Origin of the sequence: Gracilibacillus suaedae (genome assembly GCF_017599345.1) — a bacterium.
Taxonomy (GTDB): Bacteria; Bacillota; Bacilli; order Bacillales; family Amphibacillaceae; genus Gracilibacillus; species Gracilibacillus suaedae.
This window is the reverse complement of record NZ_JAGFVL010000055.1, coordinates 88,671-109,162: the sequence shown is the minus strand read 5'-3', so window position 1 is coordinate 109,162 and position 20,492 is coordinate 88,671. Positions and strand designations below refer to the sequence as shown.

The 20,492-nt window shown below is 34.3% G+C and carries 22 protein-coding genes; 3 read left to right on the top strand and 19 right to left on the bottom strand.

Going from position 1 to position 20,492, the window contains the following annotated elements; genetic code table 11:
* Nucleotides 1-15: 15 nt before the first annotated feature.
* Nucleotides 16-1,653 (top strand): thiamine pyrophosphate-binding protein, encoded by a 1,638-nt coding sequence (locus J5J03_RS16390; RefSeq protein ID WP_208590966.1) that lies wholly within the window; start codon nucleotides 16-18, stop codon nucleotides 1,651-1,653.
* Nucleotides 1,654-1,702: 49 nt separating this feature from the next.
* Here the strand turns inward: J5J03_RS16390 and J5J03_RS16385 are convergent, their stop codons facing one another.
* From J5J03_RS16385 to J5J03_RS16330, 12 genes are all read right to left on the bottom strand, one after another.
* A complete protein-coding gene (locus tag J5J03_RS16385) occupies nucleotides 1,703-2,458 on the bottom strand; it encodes a DUF3891 family protein (RefSeq protein ID WP_208590964.1) in 756 nt (251 codons plus the stop codon).
* A gap of 67 nt (nucleotides 2,459-2,525) precedes the next feature.
* On the bottom strand, nucleotides 2,526-3,140 hold the full coding sequence (locus J5J03_RS16380; RefSeq protein WP_208591067.1) for a chloramphenicol phosphotransferase CPT family protein: 615 nt from the start codon (nucleotides 3,138-3,140) through the stop codon (nucleotides 2,526-2,528).
* 211 nt (nucleotides 3,141-3,351) lie between these two features.
* Nucleotides 3,352-3,873, bottom strand: a complete 522-nt coding sequence (locus J5J03_RS16375) for a DinB family protein (RefSeq protein WP_208590962.1) — start codon at nucleotides 3,871-3,873, stop codon at nucleotides 3,352-3,354.
* 22 nt (nucleotides 3,874-3,895) lie between these two features.
* Nucleotides 3,896-4,294 carry a carboxymuconolactone decarboxylase family protein gene (locus J5J03_RS16370; protein WP_208590961.1) on the bottom strand — a complete coding sequence of 133 codons (399 nt, stop codon included), beginning with the start codon at nucleotides 4,292-4,294 and terminating at the stop codon, nucleotides 3,896-3,898.
* Nucleotides 4,295-4,515: 221 nt separating this feature from the next.
* Complete coding sequence (locus J5J03_RS16365) at nucleotides 4,516-5,418, bottom strand: endonuclease I family protein (RefSeq protein WP_208590959.1); 903 nt, start codon at nucleotides 5,416-5,418, stop codon at nucleotides 4,516-4,518.
* Nucleotides 5,419-5,555: 137 nt separating this feature from the next.
* Nucleotides 5,556-6,533, bottom strand: coding sequence for a S8 family peptidase (locus J5J03_RS16360; RefSeq protein WP_208590958.1), 978 nt, complete (start codon nucleotides 6,531-6,533; stop codon nucleotides 5,556-5,558).
* A 228-nt stretch (nucleotides 6,534-6,761) separates the two neighbouring features.
* Nucleotides 6,762-7,034 (bottom strand): hypothetical protein, encoded by a 273-nt coding sequence (locus J5J03_RS16355; RefSeq protein ID WP_208590957.1) that lies wholly within the window; start codon nucleotides 7,032-7,034, stop codon nucleotides 6,762-6,764.
* 58 nt (nucleotides 7,035-7,092) lie between these two features.
* A complete protein-coding gene (locus tag J5J03_RS16350) occupies nucleotides 7,093-7,947 on the bottom strand; it encodes a polysaccharide deacetylase family protein (RefSeq protein ID WP_269435844.1) in 855 nt (284 codons plus the stop codon).
* A 574-nt stretch (nucleotides 7,948-8,521) separates the two neighbouring features.
* Nucleotides 8,522-9,226, bottom strand: coding sequence for an N-acetylmuramoyl-L-alanine amidase family protein (locus J5J03_RS16345; protein ID WP_208590956.1), 705 nt, complete (start codon nucleotides 9,224-9,226; stop codon nucleotides 8,522-8,524).
* 465 nt (nucleotides 9,227-9,691) lie between these two features.
* Complete coding sequence (locus tag J5J03_RS16340) at nucleotides 9,692-11,476, bottom strand: sensor histidine kinase (protein WP_208590955.1); 1,785 nt, start codon at nucleotides 11,474-11,476, stop codon at nucleotides 9,692-9,694.
* On the bottom strand, nucleotides 11,473-12,159 hold the full coding sequence (locus J5J03_RS16335; RefSeq protein WP_208590954.1) for a response regulator transcription factor: 687 nt from the start codon (nucleotides 12,157-12,159) through the stop codon (nucleotides 11,473-11,475). Before J5J03_RS16335 ends, J5J03_RS16340 begins: the two co-directional genes overlap by 4 nt.
* Nucleotides 12,160-12,867: 708 nt before the next feature.
* On the bottom strand, nucleotides 12,868-13,158 hold the full coding sequence (locus tag J5J03_RS16330; RefSeq protein WP_208590952.1) for a DUF5316 family protein: 291 nt from the start codon (nucleotides 13,156-13,158) through the stop codon (nucleotides 12,868-12,870).
* Nucleotides 13,159-13,626: 468 nt separating this feature from the next.
* On the opposite strand from J5J03_RS16330, the gene J5J03_RS22055 reads away from it, so the two are divergent.
* Nucleotides 13,627-13,932, top strand: coding sequence for a histidine phosphatase family protein (locus J5J03_RS22055; RefSeq protein WP_231710792.1), 306 nt, complete (start codon nucleotides 13,627-13,629; stop codon nucleotides 13,930-13,932).
* 48 nt (nucleotides 13,933-13,980) lie between these two features.
* On the opposite strand, the gene J5J03_RS16320 is transcribed toward J5J03_RS22055, so the two are convergent.
* The 5 genes from J5J03_RS16320 to J5J03_RS16300 all read right to left on the bottom strand — a co-directional run bounded on the left by J5J03_RS16320 (nucleotide 13,981) and on the right by J5J03_RS16300 (nucleotide 17,556).
* Nucleotides 13,981-14,925 carry a DUF4179 domain-containing protein gene (locus tag J5J03_RS16320; RefSeq protein WP_208590950.1) on the bottom strand — a complete coding sequence of 315 codons (945 nt, stop codon included), beginning with the start codon at nucleotides 14,923-14,925 and terminating at the stop codon, nucleotides 13,981-13,983.
* Nucleotides 14,918-15,448 carry an RNA polymerase sigma factor gene (locus J5J03_RS16315; protein WP_208590948.1) on the bottom strand — a complete coding sequence of 177 codons (531 nt, stop codon included), beginning with the start codon at nucleotides 15,446-15,448 and terminating at the stop codon, nucleotides 14,918-14,920. The genes J5J03_RS16320 and J5J03_RS16315 overlap by 8 nt, the downstream gene beginning before the upstream one ends.
* A gap of 102 nt (nucleotides 15,449-15,550) precedes the next feature.
* Nucleotides 15,551-16,630, bottom strand: coding sequence for a hypothetical protein (locus J5J03_RS16310; RefSeq protein WP_208590947.1), 1,080 nt, complete (start codon nucleotides 16,628-16,630; stop codon nucleotides 15,551-15,553).
* Nucleotides 16,623-17,033, bottom strand: a complete 411-nt coding sequence (locus J5J03_RS16305; RefSeq protein ID WP_208590946.1) for a hypothetical protein — start codon at nucleotides 17,031-17,033, stop codon at nucleotides 16,623-16,625. The genes J5J03_RS16310 and J5J03_RS16305 overlap by 8 nt, the downstream gene beginning before the upstream one ends.
* 1 nt (nucleotide 17,034) lies before the next feature.
* Complete coding sequence (locus tag J5J03_RS16300) at nucleotides 17,035-17,556, bottom strand: RNA polymerase sigma factor (protein WP_331460515.1); 522 nt, start codon at nucleotides 17,554-17,556, stop codon at nucleotides 17,035-17,037.
* A gap of 171 nt (nucleotides 17,557-17,727) precedes the next feature.
* Between J5J03_RS16300 and J5J03_RS16295 the strand changes: the two genes are divergently transcribed.
* Entirely contained in the window at nucleotides 17,728-18,852 is a 1,125-nt protein-coding gene (locus J5J03_RS16295) for a CAP domain-containing protein (protein ID WP_208590945.1), read from the top strand.
* Nucleotides 18,853-19,059: 207 nt separating this feature from the next.
* On the opposite strand, the gene J5J03_RS16290 is transcribed toward J5J03_RS16295, so the two are convergent.
* Both J5J03_RS16290 and J5J03_RS16285 read right to left on the bottom strand, forming a co-directional pair.
* Nucleotides 19,060-19,371: a YckD family protein gene (locus J5J03_RS16290; protein WP_208590944.1), complete on the bottom strand. Its 312-nt coding sequence runs from the start codon at nucleotides 19,369-19,371 to the stop codon at nucleotides 19,060-19,062.
* Nucleotides 19,372-19,438: 67 nt separating this feature from the next.
* A complete protein-coding gene (locus J5J03_RS16285; RefSeq protein ID WP_208590943.1) occupies nucleotides 19,439-20,164 on the bottom strand; it encodes a YkgJ family cysteine cluster protein in 726 nt (241 codons plus the stop codon).
* Between the last annotated feature and the right edge of the window lie 328 nt (nucleotides 20,165-20,492).

Here is a 20,492-nt window from a genome sequence, read left to right as displayed (position 1 = left end):
AAAGGAAAATCAATGATGAAAAAAGTTTCAACAGTATTGGTAGAAAACTTTAAACAATTAGGAATTACCCATGTATTTGGAATACCAGGTAAAGCAATCGTACCATTATTAGTTGAATGTGAGCATCAGGATATACAATTTGTTCTTTCAAGACATGAATCTGGAGCAGGTTTTGCTGCTGCTGGTTATGCGCTAAAAAAAGGAATAGGTGTAGCTTTGGGTACATCCGGACCTGGGGGAACTAATCTTTTAACAGCTGCTGGCCAAGCGAAAGCTTATCACTCCCCTACTTTGTTTATCACGGGACATCCATCGGCGAAGGATACAGGTAAAGCTCAAGGACAAGACTCTTCTATATTTGGTACTGATCTTGTCAGAATGTTTGAAGCTGTAACGTTATTTAGTGCACGGGTTGACAGAGGGGATCAATTAGAACTGATGATTAAGCATGCAATTGAAAAAGCAACATCAGGTATAAAGGGACCGGTGCATCTATCAATACCGATGGATATTCTACAAGAAGAAATTCCAGCATTTACAGTTGATATGCCAGCTTTCACGTATTCTGTAGTATCCAATCAAATGGAAACTGTCATTTCTAAGCTAAATGAGGCAGAAAAGCCTGTTTTATTTCTTGGTAAAGGCGTCCACCTATCACGGGCTTATGAAGAAGTAAGGTGGTTAGCAGAACAATGGCAAATTCCGGTTATGACCACTCCTGGTGGTAAAGGGACATTTCCAACTAATCATTCACTATCTTTAGGTGCATTTGGGTTGGGTGGTAATGAAAAAGCTACAAGGTTTCTTGAAGATGGAGTCGATCAAATGATTGTTATGGGTAGTAAGCTTAGTGATATGTCCTTAGCAGGATTTTCAGAAGCACTCTATCCGAAGCATATCATTCATTTCGATATTGACCAAACGTTTATACAAAAATCTCTTCGGCTTCCTACACTGTATATTGAAGGCGATATTAAAGCTAATTTAGTTGAATTACAGCGAAGATCTGAAACAAATAGTGTAAAAATAAAACAACCTTCTCTTTATGTGGATGAAAATGAATCTTCAGAAAATATTCAGAAACATGAGCAATATCTATCAGCTGAAACAGCAATCAAAGAAATTCGAAAAAGTTTACCAAAGGATTCCATACTATTTGGGGACGATGGCAGTCATACTTTTTATGCAATTAAACACTACGACATTTATGAACCAGGAACATTTTATTTTGATGATGTGTTTGGAACAATGGGACATGCAATTGGATATTCCATCGGTGCAAAATTGGCTTCTCCAGAAAAAACGGTTGCATGCTTAACTGGTGATGGTTGTACGTTTATGCATGGCACTGAAATCGCAACTGCTGTCGATCAAAATTTAGCTGTTATTTATCTTGTATTTAATAACATTGCTCTTGATATGGTAGATAAAGGAATGAGAAAAATGATTGGACACTCTATAGGCGCTACATATCAACATGCATTAGATGTTACCATGTTTGCGGAATCATTAGGAGCGACATCTTATTCTTGCCGCAATACAGAGGATATTAAAAATGCTATTATTCAGGCACTAAAAAAAGATGCTGGTCCAACAGTTATCGAAGTAATGGTTGATCCAAATGAGACTCCTCCCATTTTAAATAGGGTTTAGACGAATATTGTTTTCGTTTTAAGGGGCGTTCCATACAATTTATCCATTTTCAACGTACTATTCTTAATCTACTAAACGTATAACTAGTGTCATGATATGCTGAGTTGATACCGTTTTTTTCTCTTAAATCTTTTGACACATACTTTGTTTTTAAGGTAATGTCAAAATCTGATTTGAATGGAAATGGAGTTATTCTAATTTCATTTTTACTTCTCCACTCAGCAGCATATTGTTGACCATTTATCCATGTATCAAACCCATTAACAAACCAGTGATGCTCTTCATTTTTGGTCGCCCCTTCCACGTTTAAACAAACGTAAAGAGATAGTTCATCTAAGAACCGCAATAATCGATAATGTTGTGTAATCACTTTATCGTTGAGATCAGGTAATTTCGTTTTTATTTGTTGTTGTCTTTGAAGTTCATCTTTCATGTAGTCTATACAATCCTGCTGTTCAGATTGGCGGATATCCCCGAAAGAAGTAAAGTGAATACTACATAACAAAGCAGCATACTGATTCATATTTTCTACTTCATCAATTCCCTTTTTATACATTGTTATTTTCGGCAAAAGAGGATAATCTGTAAATGAATATGGTGAATTTTGCTGATCATTCCAAATAGGAACTTGATCCAATCTAATCCATGCGCGATCATGTTCAGTTATAGCAAGTATGACTGTGTCTCGATAATTATTGTTAATAAAAAAGTCTTCTTTTAAGTGAGTTGCAAGGTTTCCAGAAAACCTCGCATGATCATGTTGTCTAGTCATTTTAATAAATTCACCTGTATCTAGAATGATCATCATTCATCCTCCTTGCAGTGATATAACTTAAAATAAATTCATTATCATAAAAACGATTTGATTACTTTCATTCCATATTTCTAATGTCTTTGAAAGCCATTGCGGGCTGATCATCACGGAGCCTTTGACGAATTAAATGGGCGCACTCTTCAGGACGATGCATCGAAGTATCGACTACTATGTCATAAATTCCAGGTTCATGGACAAGCTGTTGCCATAAAACAACCGATTTTGGCACAGTACCGTCATTGTTGTAACCAACGTTCCATGTGTTTATTCGTCTTTCCATAACAGTCTCTATCGGACAGTGTACACCTACGAACCAAACCGGAAACCCTTCTAGTATCTTGGTACATTTTTGAAGAATTCGTAGTGGAACGGAATATCCTTCATGATGACCTACGTCTACCACAACATTTAATCCTAAACGACTAAATGCCGCTATTGCTTCATACATAGCTTGATACATGGTATCGATATATGGCTCAAGATCAGGGCGTTCACCTCCAGGTCGTAAACCGATACCAGGCTGAAATCGATCTGGTGTCATTTTCATAAACTGATCAACACCTATGTTCATCCATACACCTTCAAAAGTGTTTTGAATACATAATGCAATGCTAGACTTTCCGGATCTAGGTGAGCCGTTTAGAATAATAATATTTCCGTATTCACTTTCCATTAACAACTATTCGTTCCTCCTTTTTTTCTCTTCAGCCATTTATCCTTTGTATCCATCTGAGTAGTTACTATTTACTTTTGCAATAACATAATAACTGCTGTTACCTAATAACGATTGAATAAGTTGTTTAACATTATCATTTATTTTCACCTAATGTACCTTCAAATTTAGATTGAGAAGAAAGTGAAAAAATCTCTTTCATTTGGTAATGTTATTTGTTGTTTTTTAACACTCGTTTTATTGTTCTAATTTGTCCGCGATGGTTAATCTCATCTTCCATGACATGGAACCATAGATAATAATGATTATAGGACACATCGTTTTCCCACTGATGCTCCTTGAACAACCAGCTATCGTTCTTAAACTCCAAATAGGTTAATGTACGTTCTCTTACTTGTGTTAAATTATTTACATAATAATCTAGAGGCTGATTATTAATATCTTTTCTGCCTTTTTCACCTAGTTCTAAAGCTGTTCGCCACTCTGCAAGTTCACTTTCATTTAAGTCTCTTTCTTCAAATGAAATGATTTGATGGACAAATTCAATGGACGCAATATGAGATAAAAGAGCACCAATCGAATTCGAAGTATTAGTAGCTAAGAAATCTAAATCGTCTTGACTCAAATTTGAAATTTCTTGAAGAGTTACATTCCTTGTTAATTCTAGCATGGAAACAAGTTCTCCAATTCTGTCATCAAATTTTTCTCTAGGTGTTATTCTATAGTCAAGCATCAATCTGCCTCCTTTATGCTTCTTATTCAGATAAACTTACATTTTTACTTTCAGTTTCAAATTCACTATATGCTTGTTGAAAAAGGTTCAAAGAAGCTATTGCTTTAGGAAAACCGACATAACCACTGCAATGATTAATCAATTCTAGAATTTCTTCTCTTGCTAATCCTACCCTAAGAGCGGCTTTGAAATGGAAAATTAGCGCAGTTCCTTGATCACCTTGTGAAATAAGAGAAGATAACGTAATCAAAGCACGTTGGCGTGAATCTAAAATATCATTAGAATAAATTTCTCCATACCCGAATTCTAAAGCCATATTGGCTAACCTTGGTGAATACGCCTGCACAGCTTCCATCGTTTTAACCCCTTGTTCACCGGCAATCTCTCTAATTTTATTCCACCCCATTTGTCGTTTATCCATATTTTTCAACCCTTTCTATTAAAATTCAACAATATATACTAATTCTATATTCATTTAAAAATTCCTTTATTTAACTATCGATATTAACTGAATTTTTCTAACTCGACCTTTGTTGCTTAATTTTTGACGAAATTTTATCAGTTCAATATTCGTAAAAAAGAGAGTGTGAAGAAAATTAATGAGGCTTCACCACACTCTATTGTTCAAATGGGATATGATATTTATTTAAATAAACCTAACAAAAAATCGATTTTGGCTGCATATTCTGGAAAGTCAATTAGAGGATTTCTATTCTTTTGTACATGATAGATTTCTTTATTTCGGTGTTTTTCGTAGACGGATACTTCAAAATCTTTGTGCCAATTTAATAACATGTCAATGTCTTTATCGTTGTATTGGCTAATTTCCCCTGGGTATCTTATCAAAAAGTACAATGTCGCTCTGGCAACCTCACCTTTTCCACTTTCGGGTTCAAACTTCTCTTCTTCGTATTTCCCGCAATTTGTTTTTATCGTTTTGGTGTCCATTACTGGCGTGTAGTCTTTAAAATCAAAATAAGGATAATTGGATCTGGTCGAATTACACTTTGTTTCGCATGTAAAAAGATGGTGTAAATCACCTCTCATTGGACTTTCTTGATCAAACCATGATTGTGGTATGACATGTTCACAATTAAACATGTTTTCACTTTCAATGACCGCTACTGCTTTATTCCAAACATCATCATTTTTAGGTTTATTATTTAACAACTTATCATATTCTTCTTTTCTTTTTAGCGCTGCTTCATAATCTTCTCTAATGGTTTGCTCAGGATCCTTGTGGCTACCGGAATAGATACTTTTTAGGTTCCCGTCCATATGAATGTCAATTATAGAATAAAGATAATCACGCGTTTCAGAATTATAGGGGAGTTGATTTTTATGTGTAGTAGTTGTTAATTGATGTAATTGCTCAAATAATTTAGATTTATCCGCTCCATCAAAGTTAATGTCATGATAATAATCCGTGACAATGCGAGAGTCTTCCTTTTCATCATAATACTCTTTAATATTTTTAATTTTCTTTTGATATTCCTTCAATTCCATCAGTGTGGTCTTTATATCTTTCTCTTCCAACACATGCATGATTTTTCCTCCTTCTTATTGCTAAAAGAAATGGACAGGAAGGAGGATTTTAGTCCTACCTGTCCATTAGATTAATGTTTAACAACGCACGTTATTTCTTGATAGTTAGGCAATGATTTTCCTATCTAGTTTTAAGGTCAATCAGTTCCCTCCATACTTGGATCACTAATCCGATCTAATTGGTCAACTAGGTTCAATAAGAGAAAGCCATTTCCCTCCGCGCTTTTTTGATAATCAAGTGGAAGTGTACGTCTAATAAGTTGCGCATAGATTTCTGGTTCAACTAGAGATCTATCAAACTCTTCTTCACTTAAATTAATCAATAATGCTAAAGCACCTGCAACATGTGGTGCTGCCATGGAGGTTCCTGATAGTCTAGCAAATTTATTATCTATATATGTTGATAAAACATCTACACCGGGAGCTACAAGATCCACTTCCTTGTTTGTATTAGAAAAAGGAGCAAGCTGTAATTCCATATCTACAGCACCAACACAAATGACTTCGGTATAAGCTCCAGGATAAGCATATTCAGGGGTTTCCTCATCCCCATCTCCTTCATTTCCCGCCGCAACAACGACAGCTACATCTTGATTAACTGCATGTTGTATCGCTTCATGCATCGCAGTAACATCATTAGGACCGCCTAGGGACATACAAATAACTCGAGCTCGCTCATTGCTGGGACCACGCCATTGAACTGCATAATTAATCGCATCTATGATCCAGTCATACTCACCGGAACCTACACCTGTCAACGCCTTGAGACTTAATATTTTAGCTTTAGGAGCAACACCTACAACACCATCACCATCAAGGCTTGCTGCAATGGTTCCTGATACGTGTGTTCCGTGACCGTTATTGTCTTCAAAATTGTCTTGGTCTCCATTATAATCTGATGTAAAATTTCTTCCACCAATTATTCGATCCTTAAGATCTGGATGATTCGACTCAATACCAGTGTCTATAACGGCAACAACGATACCTTCCCCTTCGTTACTTTTCTCCCAAATGGCAGGAGCCTGTACTAGTTGAACACCTGCTGGGGTCTCATTTTTGGAATCCTCAATCGATTGAATCGTGTAGGGTATCAAATGAACCTTTTTTTGTGCCATACGTCATCCTCCCCTTCTAGAATTTCTTCTCCATATAATATATGTAATAGGCTTGCAAAAGTTTACTAGCTTTACTATATTTAATATATTTGTAATATTTGACATTTTATTTTTATATGGAGAACTTGGGTGAATCATGGATAATCCCTTTATATTGCACATATAACCTCATTTGATTAGATATAAACAAATAAATAAGGAACGTTTATATTCCTTATTTATTTCATTTTAATATATAGAACCTTCACTAGTACCATCTTCTTGTAACTCCAACTCTTGCTTTAATTGTTTTGCTACATGATATATGCTATCTTCTGCCGGTATGAAATAATAGATATTATCCATGATTTGATCTTGGTCATCTATTGAAAATGTTTGGATGTTAGAAGTTTCATGGATGAATAAATAAAAGCCATAGCCAATAACAGAGATCAATAAAAATAATAATATCCCTAGGATTCGTTTTTTCCATTTCTTTGACTTTGCTTTTTGTGTACTCAATTTAATAACCTCACTTTTAAAGAATTGTTCTACGAGGAACATGATAGAACTACGTTGTTTAACTTTCTTCAAGGCGATAACAACGATCATAGCAATTAAAGTTATAAGGTTCTAGGTTTTCATCAATTTTTTTTGTTTGATAATTATGCTCTCGCAAATAATGTAATAGATTTGACAGGTGATGAGCTGTTTCATCTTGATCATGCATGAGAATAATTGGTGCTACCCCGTCTTTATTTAACTTCTCCACCTGTGAAATCACGTTCTGTACGTATTCGTCTTTTGATAAACTCCAATCACTACTATCTACATTCCAATCCCATAGTTTCAATCCATTTTCATCAAATATTGTTCGAAAAGAATCAGTTAAATAAGGAATACTGCCGTAAGGTGTGCGTACTAAATTGGAGTGCACACCTGAAATTTCCTCTAAAGTTTCCTGTGCTACATTCATCTCGTTTAATGCAGATTGTTCTGATTGATAAAATTTATCTCGCTCATGGGTAACGCCGTGTAAACCAACGGCATGCCCTTCCTTTACAGTACGATTCACTACCTCTGGATACATTCTCATTGCAGGTTCAAGCATAAAAAATGTTGCTTTTGCATTAAATTGATCAAGCGTATCGATAATTTCATTTGATGCAGAACTAGGTCCATCATCAAATGTTAAGTAAACGGTTTTGCTAGTACTTTCATCATTTATGGATTGATCAGCATGGCTTGTGTCCTTATCCTTTTTTGTATCTTCCGATTCTGCTATTCCATCTTCTAAGTCATTTTCTAATCTTTGCTCACTCATTTGTTGATTGCTCGTCGTGCTTTTCGATACCGATTTATTTTTGTCTGCTAGTAGAAAAATAAGCAGTAACGCCAATACACAAATGATGATTAGTTGAATTTTTTTTACCATATATCCTACATTCCTTTCGCTGTACTCTCTTATTTGATTTGGCATATTAATAGCGTAATAGAGTGAAATGAATATAAGATAAAGATGGAATGAATATCTGTTAAAGATTAAAACATTTATAAAATTGGAGGAAACCATACATTTACAGTTACAAAAAGCCATCCAACTTATGATCTTCTGATCAATTGTTAGATGGCTTTCGGTTAAATACTATCTATTTTTTCTAAAGAAATCTCGGTGAGAGCAGATTATTCTTATCTATATACTTAAAATAGTCGACTACGTGAATAAAGTTTGATCGAAAACAGCTCACAACCCCATATTTTATGACTAATAAAAAGAATCCATTCTGAAAAAAGATTGATCAATAGATTTCTCTCCAGATGAGATTGCACCACTAGTGGATTGATCCATATTAATCATTTCGTTTACTATTGTTTATTTTTGCATGGTCACTCCTTTATATATAACATGCATTATAATAATTTAATAAAAAATAGAGAGAACAATGAAAATATCCCTCAACACCATTCTCCCCCTATATACTATAAAATTTATTATTTTGGACAGGTCGTTAAAAGATTCGTTCTAAAACACCTTGTTTTTCCGAACTTTCTTTATACTCTTTAATCCCTTCCACAATCGAAGAGGCAACGCGTGATTGAAAATCATCAGTCCGCATTTTGGACTCGTCCTGAGCATTTGTTAGATAACCTACCTCTATCAAAGCTGCAGGCATTTCCGTATCCTTTACAACAAATAGATCCTTCTTCTTTATTCCTCTATCCCTAAATCCAGTTGCTTCTACCACATGGTTCTGTATAACTTCAGCCAAAAGGTGAGAATTCTTATGATAATAAAATGTTTCCGTACCCGAAACATCGGGATTTGAAAAAGTATTTCCGTGAATAGATATAAATAGATCCGCATTTAGTTTATTGGCATATTTAGGTCTGTATCTGCTTTCCTGTGAAATAAAGCTATCATCCGTTCTTGTCATAAAAACTTCTATTCCAAATTCCTGCTTTAATAGTTTTTCCACCTTTTTCGACAAGCTTAAAGTAAAACTCTTTTCATACTTACCACTGGCACCTGTTGCCCCTTTATCTTTACCACCATGTCCCGGATCAATTACAACCTTCAAAGTTGTTTCTGATTTATTATCTTTGTCGTTAGTATGACTTTCGTTATTATTATTGTCACTTGAGTTGCTGTTGCAAGCCGACATTATTAATATTAAAAATAAGAATAATGTAATCTTTAACACATTTTTTTTCATACTTCTACCTTCTTTCTATTTTTATAGTTTAGGAGTGCTATTAAGCATCAAGACGATGGCAACGGTCATAGCATTTGAGTTGTATTGGTTCAACTGAATCATCAAGTTTCTTCATTTGGAAACCTTGTTCTGTTAACATGATTGAGACCTGACAGACGGTAAGAAAGGTGTTTGGAACGGTAAAAGTGATTGACATTATGGGTCACTCCATGCATTCCAACCCCAAGTCCATCTTCAATCATCCCTGCAGGCTTGTACTTTTTAAATACTAATAGTGAAAGATAAAGATGAGATAAAGATGAGGTTGATATCATTTAAAGATTTATAAATAGTATTGTGATTTGAATATAGTCAATGAGCGTACACGAAAAAACCATCTGTTCAATGCATTCATTGAACAGATGGCTCAAATAAATATAAAAGTTAATGATCCCTTAAGGTTGGCGGAATGCGGAATGAAAAGTTCTACTCTTTTTTGTTTAAATAGAAGAAAAACAGCACGCCATCTTCTGTATTCGATACACCGTACTGCGCTCCATGCAGCTCTAAAATATTCTTTGAAATAGCAAGTCCTAATCCTGTTCCGCCTTTTGAACGCCTGCGAGAAGTATCTCCACGATAAAAACGATCCCATATTTTTTCTAAATTTTCCCGCTCGATATGAGTCCCTTTATTTTCCACACATACTTTTACACGCTCCTGCTCCTCTATCGTGGAAATAATAATACTTTTATTTTTTGGCGTGTAACGAATCGCATTGGTAATAAAATTAGTAATAACTTGTTCAATTCGATGTTGATTCGCAACTACCTTAGTTTTAGAAAGTTGTTTATGAACATGTAATTGCTTGCTCGTAATGTCTAAAGCTAATTGCTCACATATATATTCAATGATTTGATCAATATAGAAAACATCCATTTTCATTTTATACGTACCAGATTCAAATTTTGCTAATTCGAGCATATCTACAATGAGCATATCCATTTTATCTACTTCTTTGGACATTGCTTTAAAATAATAATCTTTTTTATTACTCGCTACACCATCTTCCAAAATTGAGATACAACTCTTCATAATACTTAAAGGCGTCTTTAATTCATGGGAAACCCCGGAAATAAAATCCTTACGTGTATTTTCTAATTGTTTTTCTTTCTCTACATCCTGCTGCAGCTGATTAATATATGAATGTAAAGTATTAGAAAGCGTATTAATATTGTGTGACAGGGTGCCAATTTCATCTTTTGATGTAATGGGTATTGTCTCCGAAAAATCTAGGTTTGCAATCTTGCTAGTTGTATCGTTTATTTGTAACAATGGTCTAGCAATCTTTTTTGAATAATAAAATGATGCGAGAACAATCAAAAACAGTACAAATATAATAAAATATACATAATAATCTTCCAGCATTTGCACAGCTTCATCAATTGGTTGCAAGGATGTCATTGCAAAAATATAGGTAGTTTCACCATTTGTATTTTTAATAGGTCTAATTAATACTTTGTAATTAATATTATTTATCTCGTAGTCCATTGTTTTAGCATTGCTATTAGGGTTTTCATTAAATAGCAGGTTTTGTTGAAATTGTTTTATTCGTTCTATAAACACACGATTTGTATATATGTTTGAACGTATAGTCCCTTCAGGTAACTGCAATTCCTTAATAAGTCCTATTAAAAGTATCTGTGAGTCTTTTTTGGTGGAAGGTTCCGTTTCAGTCCTATTACCATATAATTTTTTTGATAGCAGCTTATTCTCTAGGGTGAAATTCCCGTCTTCTTCCGTTAAAATAACGGGAACGACAGTATCATCTTTTATTGTCCCATCAATCATAATGTTCTTTCCCTGTTCTAAATTAAACTTTAATCTTTCAATATCTTCTAAGCCAATGTAGCTATATAATGGTATAGTAATGTCACGGTCCATGAAATCCTTATTTTTGGTACTGACTATATGAACTTTTACAGAAAAATCATTGGCGTATTTAATATTGCCCGCACTATCTAATGTTGTAATCCATGTTGCATGTTCCTTATAGAAATCCCGCTCTAGCTTTTGAATCGCTGATACATCTTCTTCAGCCTTTAAGTACTCCTTCTTAAAAGATTGAATACCTGTTTCAATATCGTTTATCTTTTGGTTTGCATAATATTGCTTGAAAAATATGGTTTGTCCAATAAAAATGGTTGCTAAAATGAGCATACATAACAACGTTGTCAGTAAAAATAATTTTAATACGATTCCTTTTTTCATGCTCTGACCTCAAATTTATAACCGACACGAATAACGGTTACGATACTATTTGCTTTATCACCTAATTTATGCCGTAAATTACGGATGTGACTATTGATTGTGCGATCATCACCGGCGAATTCATACCCCCAGATTTTAATGATTAGTTGTTCCCTCGTAATAATAATCCCTGGATTTTGCATTAAATAAGCTAATATTTCAAACTCTGTGTGTGTCAGACTTATATCGTCTCCGTCTACTTTCACTGAATGTGAAGGGAAATGGATTTGGATGCCATTTCCAGCCAAAGTATCTTCATTAGAAAACTTATCCTCGCGAGAATAGCGGCTATCTATTAATCGTTTTACTCTTGCTAATAAAATTGGCGGACTGTATGGTTTTGTAACATAATCATCAGCACCTAAATCAAAACCAAGCAGGGTATCATCTTCATCTGAACGGGCAGTCAGCATAATAATCGGCACATCAGAATATTTTCGAATGCGTCTGCAAACAGACCATCCATCTAACTCAGGCAACATAATATCTAGGATAATTAAATGCACTTGATATTCTTCAAATATAGCTAAAGCTTCATTTCCATCTGTTGCTTCTAATACCTCATATCCTTCATCCAACAAATAATCTTTAACTATTTCACGTAAAATGTCTTCATCTTCTACAATTAATATTAATTTATTCATTTTTTGTCTCCCTTCGCAATGTTAAAAGGTATGGGCCTATGAAAGATATCATAACGATGTAAAGATGAGATAAAGATATATACCCGATATTATTTGTGAAACTGGTACGAATTCACTTATAAGAAATGGGGTAATCGGAAAATAGTGTGGAATTCTATATTCCGATGCCCAAGTATTTTCCGCTCTTCTACTATCGCGCCCTTTAACAGAAGATTGGCTTTCAAAAAAACATTGTAAAATAAGATAATTGCAGCAATTACAGTTAGTATGCTTGGTACAATTCGTAAAAATAAGTAAAGGTTTAATCTCTTAAACCACCAAATAAGCAATACTCCGAGCAATTAATCTGGGTGGTCTCGCAGAAGAACGCATTGGTATACTTATATGTCTTCACCATCTGCGATCAATATTGTTATACTCATTCAAACCTTCCTTTATTTATCCAAATATGAATATATTACGAATTATTGCGTATCCACTAAAATAATAATAACAGAAGCATGTAAAGATAAGATAAAGAATGAAAATCCGATCTTCCATTACTCTTTGGATATCATTTTTCATTAGGGTTTAAATGAACCAATTTTAGTTAAAATTCTTCCCATCTTCCTAGAAATTATAGGCTTGTTTGGAATACTATAAATTTTAAATGTATAAAATTATAAGTGCTAGTTAAGATATAGAACTAGAAATTTACTTACATGTATTTTAGTTGATAATGTAGTAAATAAATAACGCAATGATAAGATTAGTTATTCCTATTAACCCTGTTCGAATAGTTATCGTATTTCGATTTCTTCTATCCTCGGTAGATTCTGTTCCATAATTGGCTCTCATTCTGTCTCCACTTAGCAGGGCACCCGAAAAAATCATTGATATTCCAATAAACACGATTCCAATACCACCAGTGATCATATATGCCTGATCGACTCCCCACAAAATGATGGATAGTACAACACCTAACACAGATAAAATAATGCCGATAAGAAAATACCTCAAGTTATCCCTCCTTGATATACTTTACGATTAAACATTTAATTTGATTCATTTGTGAATTTAGTTTACTTTATATTGCGATGACAAAATAAAATAACAACAAGATTATTGACATGTGTTTAGATTGTAACTAGTTAATAAAACTGGCTACTAAAACATACTCATGTAATATTTAACGGAAAGCATTGCTGGAGGTGAATCATTATTAATCAATGGAATGTCTGTTATGATCGTATTCCCCTTTTGAACCAATTACAACAAGGTGGTTATATACTGTATACAAGGCATGCGGAGGCCACTATAGGAGAAGACCTACCAAATCTAAACTTTGAAGATTGCTCTACACAACGAAACTTATCTGATCTGGGTAGATGGCAAGCTTCTTCATATGGAATCACATTTCGCAATCTGCAAATTCCTGTGCAAATCCCTGTGATAACTAGTCCTTTTTGTAGGAGTATCGAAACTGCTATGATAGCTTTTGGAAATACTAGCTATCAAGTCGATCCTTTTTGGGTTGAAGTATATCATTTAAGTGCCGATTTGAGTATAGAACAGACGGAAAGCATCATAAAATACTTCTACTCCCTTTTAGAAATTAAACCACCTGCTGGTCAAAACAAGGTTATTATTGCCCACAGTTTTCCTAATCATATTGGGTTAGGACCAATTCCAAACATGGGTATAGTTATGATTGAACCACTGGGTCAAGGTAAAGGTTTTAATCTTATTTCTCGCTTTACTTTACGCGAATTGGAAATGCTTGACGGTATGTAAGGATTAAAAAAGGATTATCCCTGTATAAAGGGACAACCCTAACCATTTTTAATCGGCGATAATTTCTATTCTGTCTTCTGATACATCTGACCTAACTTCCAGATGGGATACGTCAGTAGGCAATGCATCAAAGCGTATTTCAAATTGATAACCACCAGTCCATTTACTGCTGTAACCACTACCCATTTGCTCTTTTTTATTACCATCAGCTACAAGCTCTATCTTATCGAACAAATTTTGATCGATCATTTCTTTCGTTGTAGCGCCTCTTATCACGGTTGCAGTTGGTGATGCCGTAATCATCTTAAAGTCTACATAACCATTATCAGAATGCATTCTTTGATCGATTCTCTGTTTTAAACTGGCACCCATCGCTTTATTTGGATCATAGTCAAATGTTAGTGTTTTGTCTGACATTTGAAAATGTAAAGTTAATTCCTTAGCAAAGCCATTTGGTGGTTCAAAGGAATATGTCCCCTTTTCTGTACTGTTATCTTCATTCAAATTAGCTGCCCCGCTGTTCATATGAGAATTGGTAAGAAAACCAGATAGTTTAATAGGTGTATAATCTAACTCGGCGTCATCTAAATTACTGGACTCACTCGTTACGGTATAGTAAAGAATGAGCTGATTATCGTCTACCATTACACCATTCACAGTAAAAGTAATCCCATTTTCTAATGTTATACTTTCGTTAATACTTTGTCCGTTTCCCATTTCATTTAAGTCTTGTAATGTATCCGAAATGACATCCACGTTATCGAAGCCAATTATTTTCTTACCATAATAAGCTAGTCCTTGGTAATTATAACTTATCAAGATCGAAAAAAAGATAATAGCTACAGCAAATTTCCAAATGACCTTTGTTTTATTAGATTTTTTTCGATCTTTTGTTTCTAATGCAACACGTAAGCGATCTTCTAATTGATTTGGAGCCTGTAGAGAAGCTAGTTGCTGTTTCTCTTTTTGTATCTGTTTCTTTAAACTACTCATTTCGATCACCTCGATACAAAGAATGTAATTTTTTTAAACCGTAAAACACTCTTGATTTTATCGTTCCAATAGAAGTATCTGTCATGGTGGCGATAGTCTGGAAATCAAGGTCATGTAAATACCTTAAGCGTATCGCCTCCGCTTGCTTTTCACTAAGATGTGCCAACATAGTCTGTATGTCTAATTGCCTCTCAACACGTTCAAAATCATTATGATTTTGTTTCAACGTATTTTCAGCTTTCTGTTCATCTAATAGAACGGTTTTATTTCTTTTGCGGTAGGCATTATGACAGCAATTAACTAATATTGTTTTACTCCAGCTGTAAAAGGATTTGTTGTTTTTTAATAAGTGAATGTTTTCATAAAGTTTAACAATCATATCTTCTATGACATCTAAAGCATCCTCTTCCTTTCTCATATAGGAAAATGCCAAGCGATAATAATCATCTTTTTGTCTTAAAATCAGGCTTAAAAGTGCTTCTTTATCACCTTTTTTTGCTTTCTTTACCAGTGCTACATTCATTACCGCTGTCCCCCTCTCCTATATAAGAGTATTGAATCATGCAATAAGTTCATTATAAATGAAAAAAGAAGGGAAAACTTAAACTCCCCTTCTTTATTTTCGTTATTTATTTTTAGCTTTTTTTTGATTGATAGCAAGTAGAATTCCTGCACCTATTAGTAAAAGACTAATAACTGTAACTTGGAAATACTGTTGATATAATCGCCAAAAGTCGATACGAAATAACTCTTCTAAATGACTAGCAAAGACGGGCATCAACACCGAATCAAGTAAATAGAACAAACCAAGTATAATGAGCGCAATTCCAATCCATTTTTGATAATTAGCTAAATATTTTATAATCGGAACATCCTCCAGTACTTCATATTCAAATCGATTCGCTAACTGTAAGGCATCAAAGAAACTAAAAAACCAAATCAACGGAATCAAAAATAAGAAAAGTGATAGATTTAATACATCTAAAATATAAATGGAAAATAGAAAGGATGCCATTAACTGAACGCCTCTTTTTTGCAAGCCTAAATATAAATGGCCTGCTCCAGGGAAAATCGACAAGATAGTGGCGATCATCTTACTTTTTTTCTCATTATCATGTACTCGGTTAAAATCGTCCATGATGGTTCGATCTACTAATTCTTTACCTGCCTGCTTTTGATTTAATAGCTGGATAATATCAAACATGCTATAAATCCAAATAATTGGCAGTGCTAATAGAAAAATTAAAAATACAGCACTTGTTAGAAAGCTGATAAAGAACACCATGATTATGACACCGAAGAAAGCAGCCAGTATCGTTAACCCGCGATAAGACAATCCTAAATAAAAATGTCCCATTCCAGGTATTACCGACAACAACATTGTAGTCACTCGCTCGTTAGAAGTTTCCTTTAGGGTATGTGTCTCACTACTACTCTCATTTGTACCATTATGCACTTTTGCTATGAATAGTGTAATTGTAATATCCATCATATTAATTCCCCATATCATTAGAGCTAAAAAGGCTAGCATAAAAAAAGTGTCATGATAGGGATCAAACCCGAATATTACCATATAAAAAGCTAATACAACAGTTCCAGCAAACGCTAGTGTATAAAGAACACCACGGATTTTATGCCCCCAGTAAATATGTCCAAATCCAGGAATGAGTCCTAGAAAAAATGCTACTAATCCTGATTTATTCATGACGATGAACCCCCTTTATTTCTTCTAATACACCATCTGTTTTCGTCATTAGGTGGTCCGTGATAGATCCACCTTTCTTCTGCTGGATATCTGATACATCCAATGCCCCTTGGAATACACCAGTTATCGTCAGTAAAATAGTTAAGCAAGCTGCTACAAGATAATGGACCAATACACTGTTTTGTTTCTTTTTCGGAGGAGCAGGTAGTCTAATTTCCATCTGTTGAAGTGTAACATCTGTAAAATCAGCAGATAGCCCACTGTTCATCTCGACTTCCTCTACGATTGATAAATATAAATCCGTGCATGCTTCACATTCTAATAAATGATTTTCAATTTCTGTCTCCTGGTTAGACTCAGCATTTATATAAGCCAGTAGAGCGTCTCTTGTCATATGTTTCATGTTAAAAATCCTCCTCCTTCCAGTTTTCCTTCATCCATTTTCTTGCTCGATATAATCTCATCTTGACATTCGTTTGTTCCACACCTAACTTTTGTGCAATTTGTTTATAAGATAATTCCTCAAAATAATAAGCTTTAACCACGATTTGAAACTTTTCCGGCATGCCATTAATGTGTTGATGAACCTTGTTCAATGTATCTTTACTAATGACTTGTTCGTCCAGATTTGCCTGTGTACTTACAGGTTCAAAAGCTTCAAAGGTTTCTAATTCTTCTTTCTGCCTTGTTTTTTTTCGCTGATAATCAATTGCTTTATGTAGGGCAATACGACTAATCCAAGTTTTAAAGCCTTTATGCTGATAAGAAGAAAGAGCATCAATCATTTTAATAAAGGTTTCTTGCGCTAGATCTTCTGCGGTTTTTTCATCGTGTACCACACTATAAGTTACTTTAAAAACATGATGTTTGTATCGCTCTATCAATAAGCGGATCGCATGTTGATTGCCTGCTTTTATTTTTTTGATCAGTTGTTCATCTTGAATGATGCTCCCCCCTTCCCTTTTTTTATGTCTCCTCTTTTATTGACGTTTAAAAAAGGAGAATGACTACAAAAATATTAAAATTTTTCACTTATATTTATCTATAATCATGATATAATGAAAGAATAGAATACCAAAGTAGTCAGGAGTGAGGATTTGCCCAAGTTTCGAACAATTGTTTTCTTCCTGTTAATAGGAGGATTAATCTGGTTTTTCTATGGAAATGATTATAAGCAAGAAGGATTAACTGGCGTTTGGTACGAGATGAAGGATGATTTTAATCATTTGAAAAATAATAGCCAGATAAGCAGCACAATCAAAGACCTTCGTTTCGAATTAGATAATTTTTTTGACTCCGTTACTGACGATCAAGCTGAAAATGTACCTTCCCCAAATATAGAATCACCTAATCTCACGAAACCCTCTGAACAAACTTTTTCGATTCATAATGTCGAAATTAATGATAAAAAAACAGAGGTTGAAAATATCCTTAACGACTCGAAACGAAATACATTAAATGAATATGGGGTTAATTGGTACACTTACCATGATCATTATCAAAATTTTGTCATGGTTGCTTATAACGATGATAATGAGGTGGCTGGGCTATACACTAATCAAGACCTGATTAGTTCGAGTGTTGATATAACCTTACAAAATAATAAGGAGGATATAAGAGGAGCATTTGGAGAACCTCTTGATTCCATCAAAAAGGGATTTGTTAAATATCGTATCAATGATAACGATGAACAGGACACCTATTTAATCGATGATAACTATGTCACCTTTTTTTATGATATTCACCAAGAGAACAAAATAGCGGCTATTCAAATCATTCATGATAGTATGGAAGACCAAAAAGAAGACTATTTTGCAGCTCCGGATAGTGCCTTAGCAGAAGGATTAGAATATCAACTATTTGACCTTACAAATGCTGCAAGAGCTAAATTTGAAGAACCCATTTTGGATTGGCATGAAACCTCCAGGGTAACTGCTCAAAATCATAGTGAAGACATGGCAGAAAATAATTATTTTGGACATACCAATTTAGATAACCAATCGCCATTTGATCGCTTAGAGGAAGATAACATCACATTCCGTATGGCTGGAGAAAATTTAGCAGCAGGTCAACCTAGTAGTATATTTGCCCATCAGGGACTTATGAATTCAAAAGGGCATCGGGACAATATTTTAAACTCTGATTTTAGACAAATGTCTGTAGGGGTTGCTTTTCAAGAAGATGGGCAACCATTCTATACCGAAACGTATTTAACACAATAATGCTTACCTTCAAGAGGTAAGCATTATTTGTAATTAGGTAAGTATAAATTTTTTGGATTTGTCTAGCTCCAAGCACCCAGAAACTAGGCGACTTCACGAATCGCCCTACGATAAGTCATCATCGGTTCGTAAACTCACCGTGATTCCTTTATCTCCGTTGATTCTGAAGTCGCTACGTTTCTAATCGGGCGCTCTACGCTTTTCTTATTAATTTTCGTTATCATGTTTCATGTGATGTTTATGATCCCATTTTGGAATGAAGTTATTTTCCTGGAGCTTTTCATATTTTTTCTCCATATGTTCGATAATTTTTTGACCTTTTTCTTCTGGAAACACACCATATTCTACGTACTTCTCAATGATTTGCTTTTCTTTTTCCATTACTTCCTGTTTCAATGTTTTGATTTCATCTATCTGCTCATCAGAAAGCTTCACTTCCTCTGTTTCTGCCTGTACAGATGAAAGGAATAGTCCTCCAATACAGATCGACAATAAACACGCAATAAAAATCTTCCGCAATTTGATCACACTCCTTTTTTCCTTAGTATTGCAAACTTTTGCATACTTATGCGAAAAATCAGGGTGATTAGCTGAAATCTTTCATCCAGTTTATTAGCAAATCTTCCTGATACAAGTCATTCGGATATTCAATAATTCCTGTATCCTCTTGCTCATATAGATACATTAATAACTCATTGATAGCTCCCATGTACTCCTGATACAAAAATTCATAGCTGATCGTCTCCTCAGGCATGATTTGATCAGCACAAACTTCAGGATCACTATAATTAACGTATGTTCGACAGGGTAAAGGTCTTATCTCGTATGCCAAACATTGATTCGTATCAGTGTCTAACATAACACAAGGTAATAAAGATTTTTTATAGTCATACTTGTGGTTGTGGTCTGTTACATTCAAGTCAGAAAACTGATCCACCTTATCCTTATACTCTCGATAGTAATGGGCAAAATGATCCGCTATTTTTTCTTTTCGCTCTGCAGACATTTGTCTAATAGAACGCTTGATTAACTTTGCTTCCATCTTATTAATAACAATGGGAAAGTAACAACAAAAAGCACAACCCATTCGGCAAGTTGGCTCTAAGTCTACAGCCTTTTCCATTTGATTAATTTCCGTTGATATGGCTTCAAGCAGAAGCTGAAAACTTTTGACTAATTTTTGATCTGTGGAAAGCTTGCTCTCTATTAATTGATCAACAATTTGATAGAAAGCATCTTCGTTAATTTGGTATTTCTCATTTAATTCGTTACATTTCTTTATAATTTCTTCATGTGTTAAATAATGATTCATATTTGCTCTCCTGCTAGTTTTATTTCTTTTACTAGTATAACAGATTTTTTAAAGCTATATATTCACTTACATCGGGTAGCTACATGGTTGTCTCCATTTTATTATGATGATGCCTCATTTTTCATGAGATTTTAGACATTATGATAAAAAAAGCTAGCTTTAAATATGAAGATTTCCTGAGTTACTTAAATGAAGAAGTACTTAATTTTCGTTTTGTATGTGTGCCAACCTTCTTTTCTCCAAGCAAATCATCTTCTAATTATGTTAAGAGATTGCTTTCATTATTTTTATGATTGTATTGAAAGCTACTTAAATGACATCCGTCTTG

Coding starts and splice junctions, on each gene's coding strand:
- J5J03_RS22055 (WP_231710792.1), top strand. CDS start 13,627: ATGATAGCTTTTGGAAATACTAGCTATCAAGTCGATCCTTTTTGGGTT.
- J5J03_RS16390 (WP_208590966.1), top strand. CDS start 16: ATGAAAAAAGTTTCAACAGTATTGGTAGAAAACTTTAAACAATTAGGA.
- J5J03_RS16380 (WP_208591067.1), bottom strand. CDS start 3,140: ATGGAAAGTGAATACGGAAATATTATTATTCTAAACGGCTCACCTAGA.
- J5J03_RS16320 (WP_208590950.1), bottom strand. CDS start 14,925: ATGAGTAGTTTAAAGAAACAGATACAAAAAGAGAAACAGCAACTAGCT.
- J5J03_RS16375 (WP_208590962.1), bottom strand. CDS start 3,873: ATGCTTGACTATAGAATAACACCTAGAGAAAAATTTGATGACAGAATT.
- J5J03_RS16385 (WP_208590964.1), bottom strand. CDS start 2,458: ATGATCATTCTAGATACAGGTGAATTTATTAAAATGACTAGACAACAT.
- J5J03_RS16365 (WP_208590959.1), bottom strand. CDS start 5,418: ATGCATGTGTTGGAAGAGAAAGATATAAAGACCACACTGATGGAATTG.
- J5J03_RS16370 (WP_208590961.1), bottom strand. CDS start 4,294: ATGGATAAACGACAAATGGGGTGGAATAAAATTAGAGAGATTGCCGGT.
- J5J03_RS16285 (WP_208590943.1), bottom strand. CDS start 20,164: ATGAATCATTATTTAACACATGAAGAAATTATAAAGAAATGTAACGAA.
- J5J03_RS16360 (WP_208590958.1), bottom strand. CDS start 6,533: ATGGCACAAAAAAAGGTTCATTTGATACCCTACACGATTCAATCGATT.
- J5J03_RS16350 (WP_269435844.1), bottom strand. CDS start 7,947: ATGGTAAAAAAAATTCAACTAATCATCATTTGTGTATTGGCGTTACTG.
- J5J03_RS16335 (WP_208590954.1), bottom strand. CDS start 12,159: ATGAATAAATTAATATTAATTGTAGAAGATGAAGACATTTTACGTGAA.
- J5J03_RS16310 (WP_208590947.1), bottom strand. CDS start 16,630: ATGAATAAATCAGGATTAGTAGCATTTTTTCTAGGACTCATTCCTGGA.
- J5J03_RS16345 (WP_208590956.1), bottom strand. CDS start 9,226: ATGAAAAAAAATGTGTTAAAGATTACATTATTCTTATTTTTAATATTA.
- J5J03_RS16305 (WP_208590946.1), bottom strand. CDS start 17,033: ATGAAACATATGACAAGAGACGCTCTACTGGCTTATATAAATGCTGAG.
- J5J03_RS16315 (WP_208590948.1), bottom strand. CDS start 15,448: ATGAATGTAGCACTGGTAAAGAAAGCAAAAAAAGGTGATAAAGAAGCA.
- J5J03_RS16340 (WP_208590955.1), bottom strand. CDS start 11,476: ATGAAAAAAGGAATCGTATTAAAATTATTTTTACTGACAACGTTGTTA.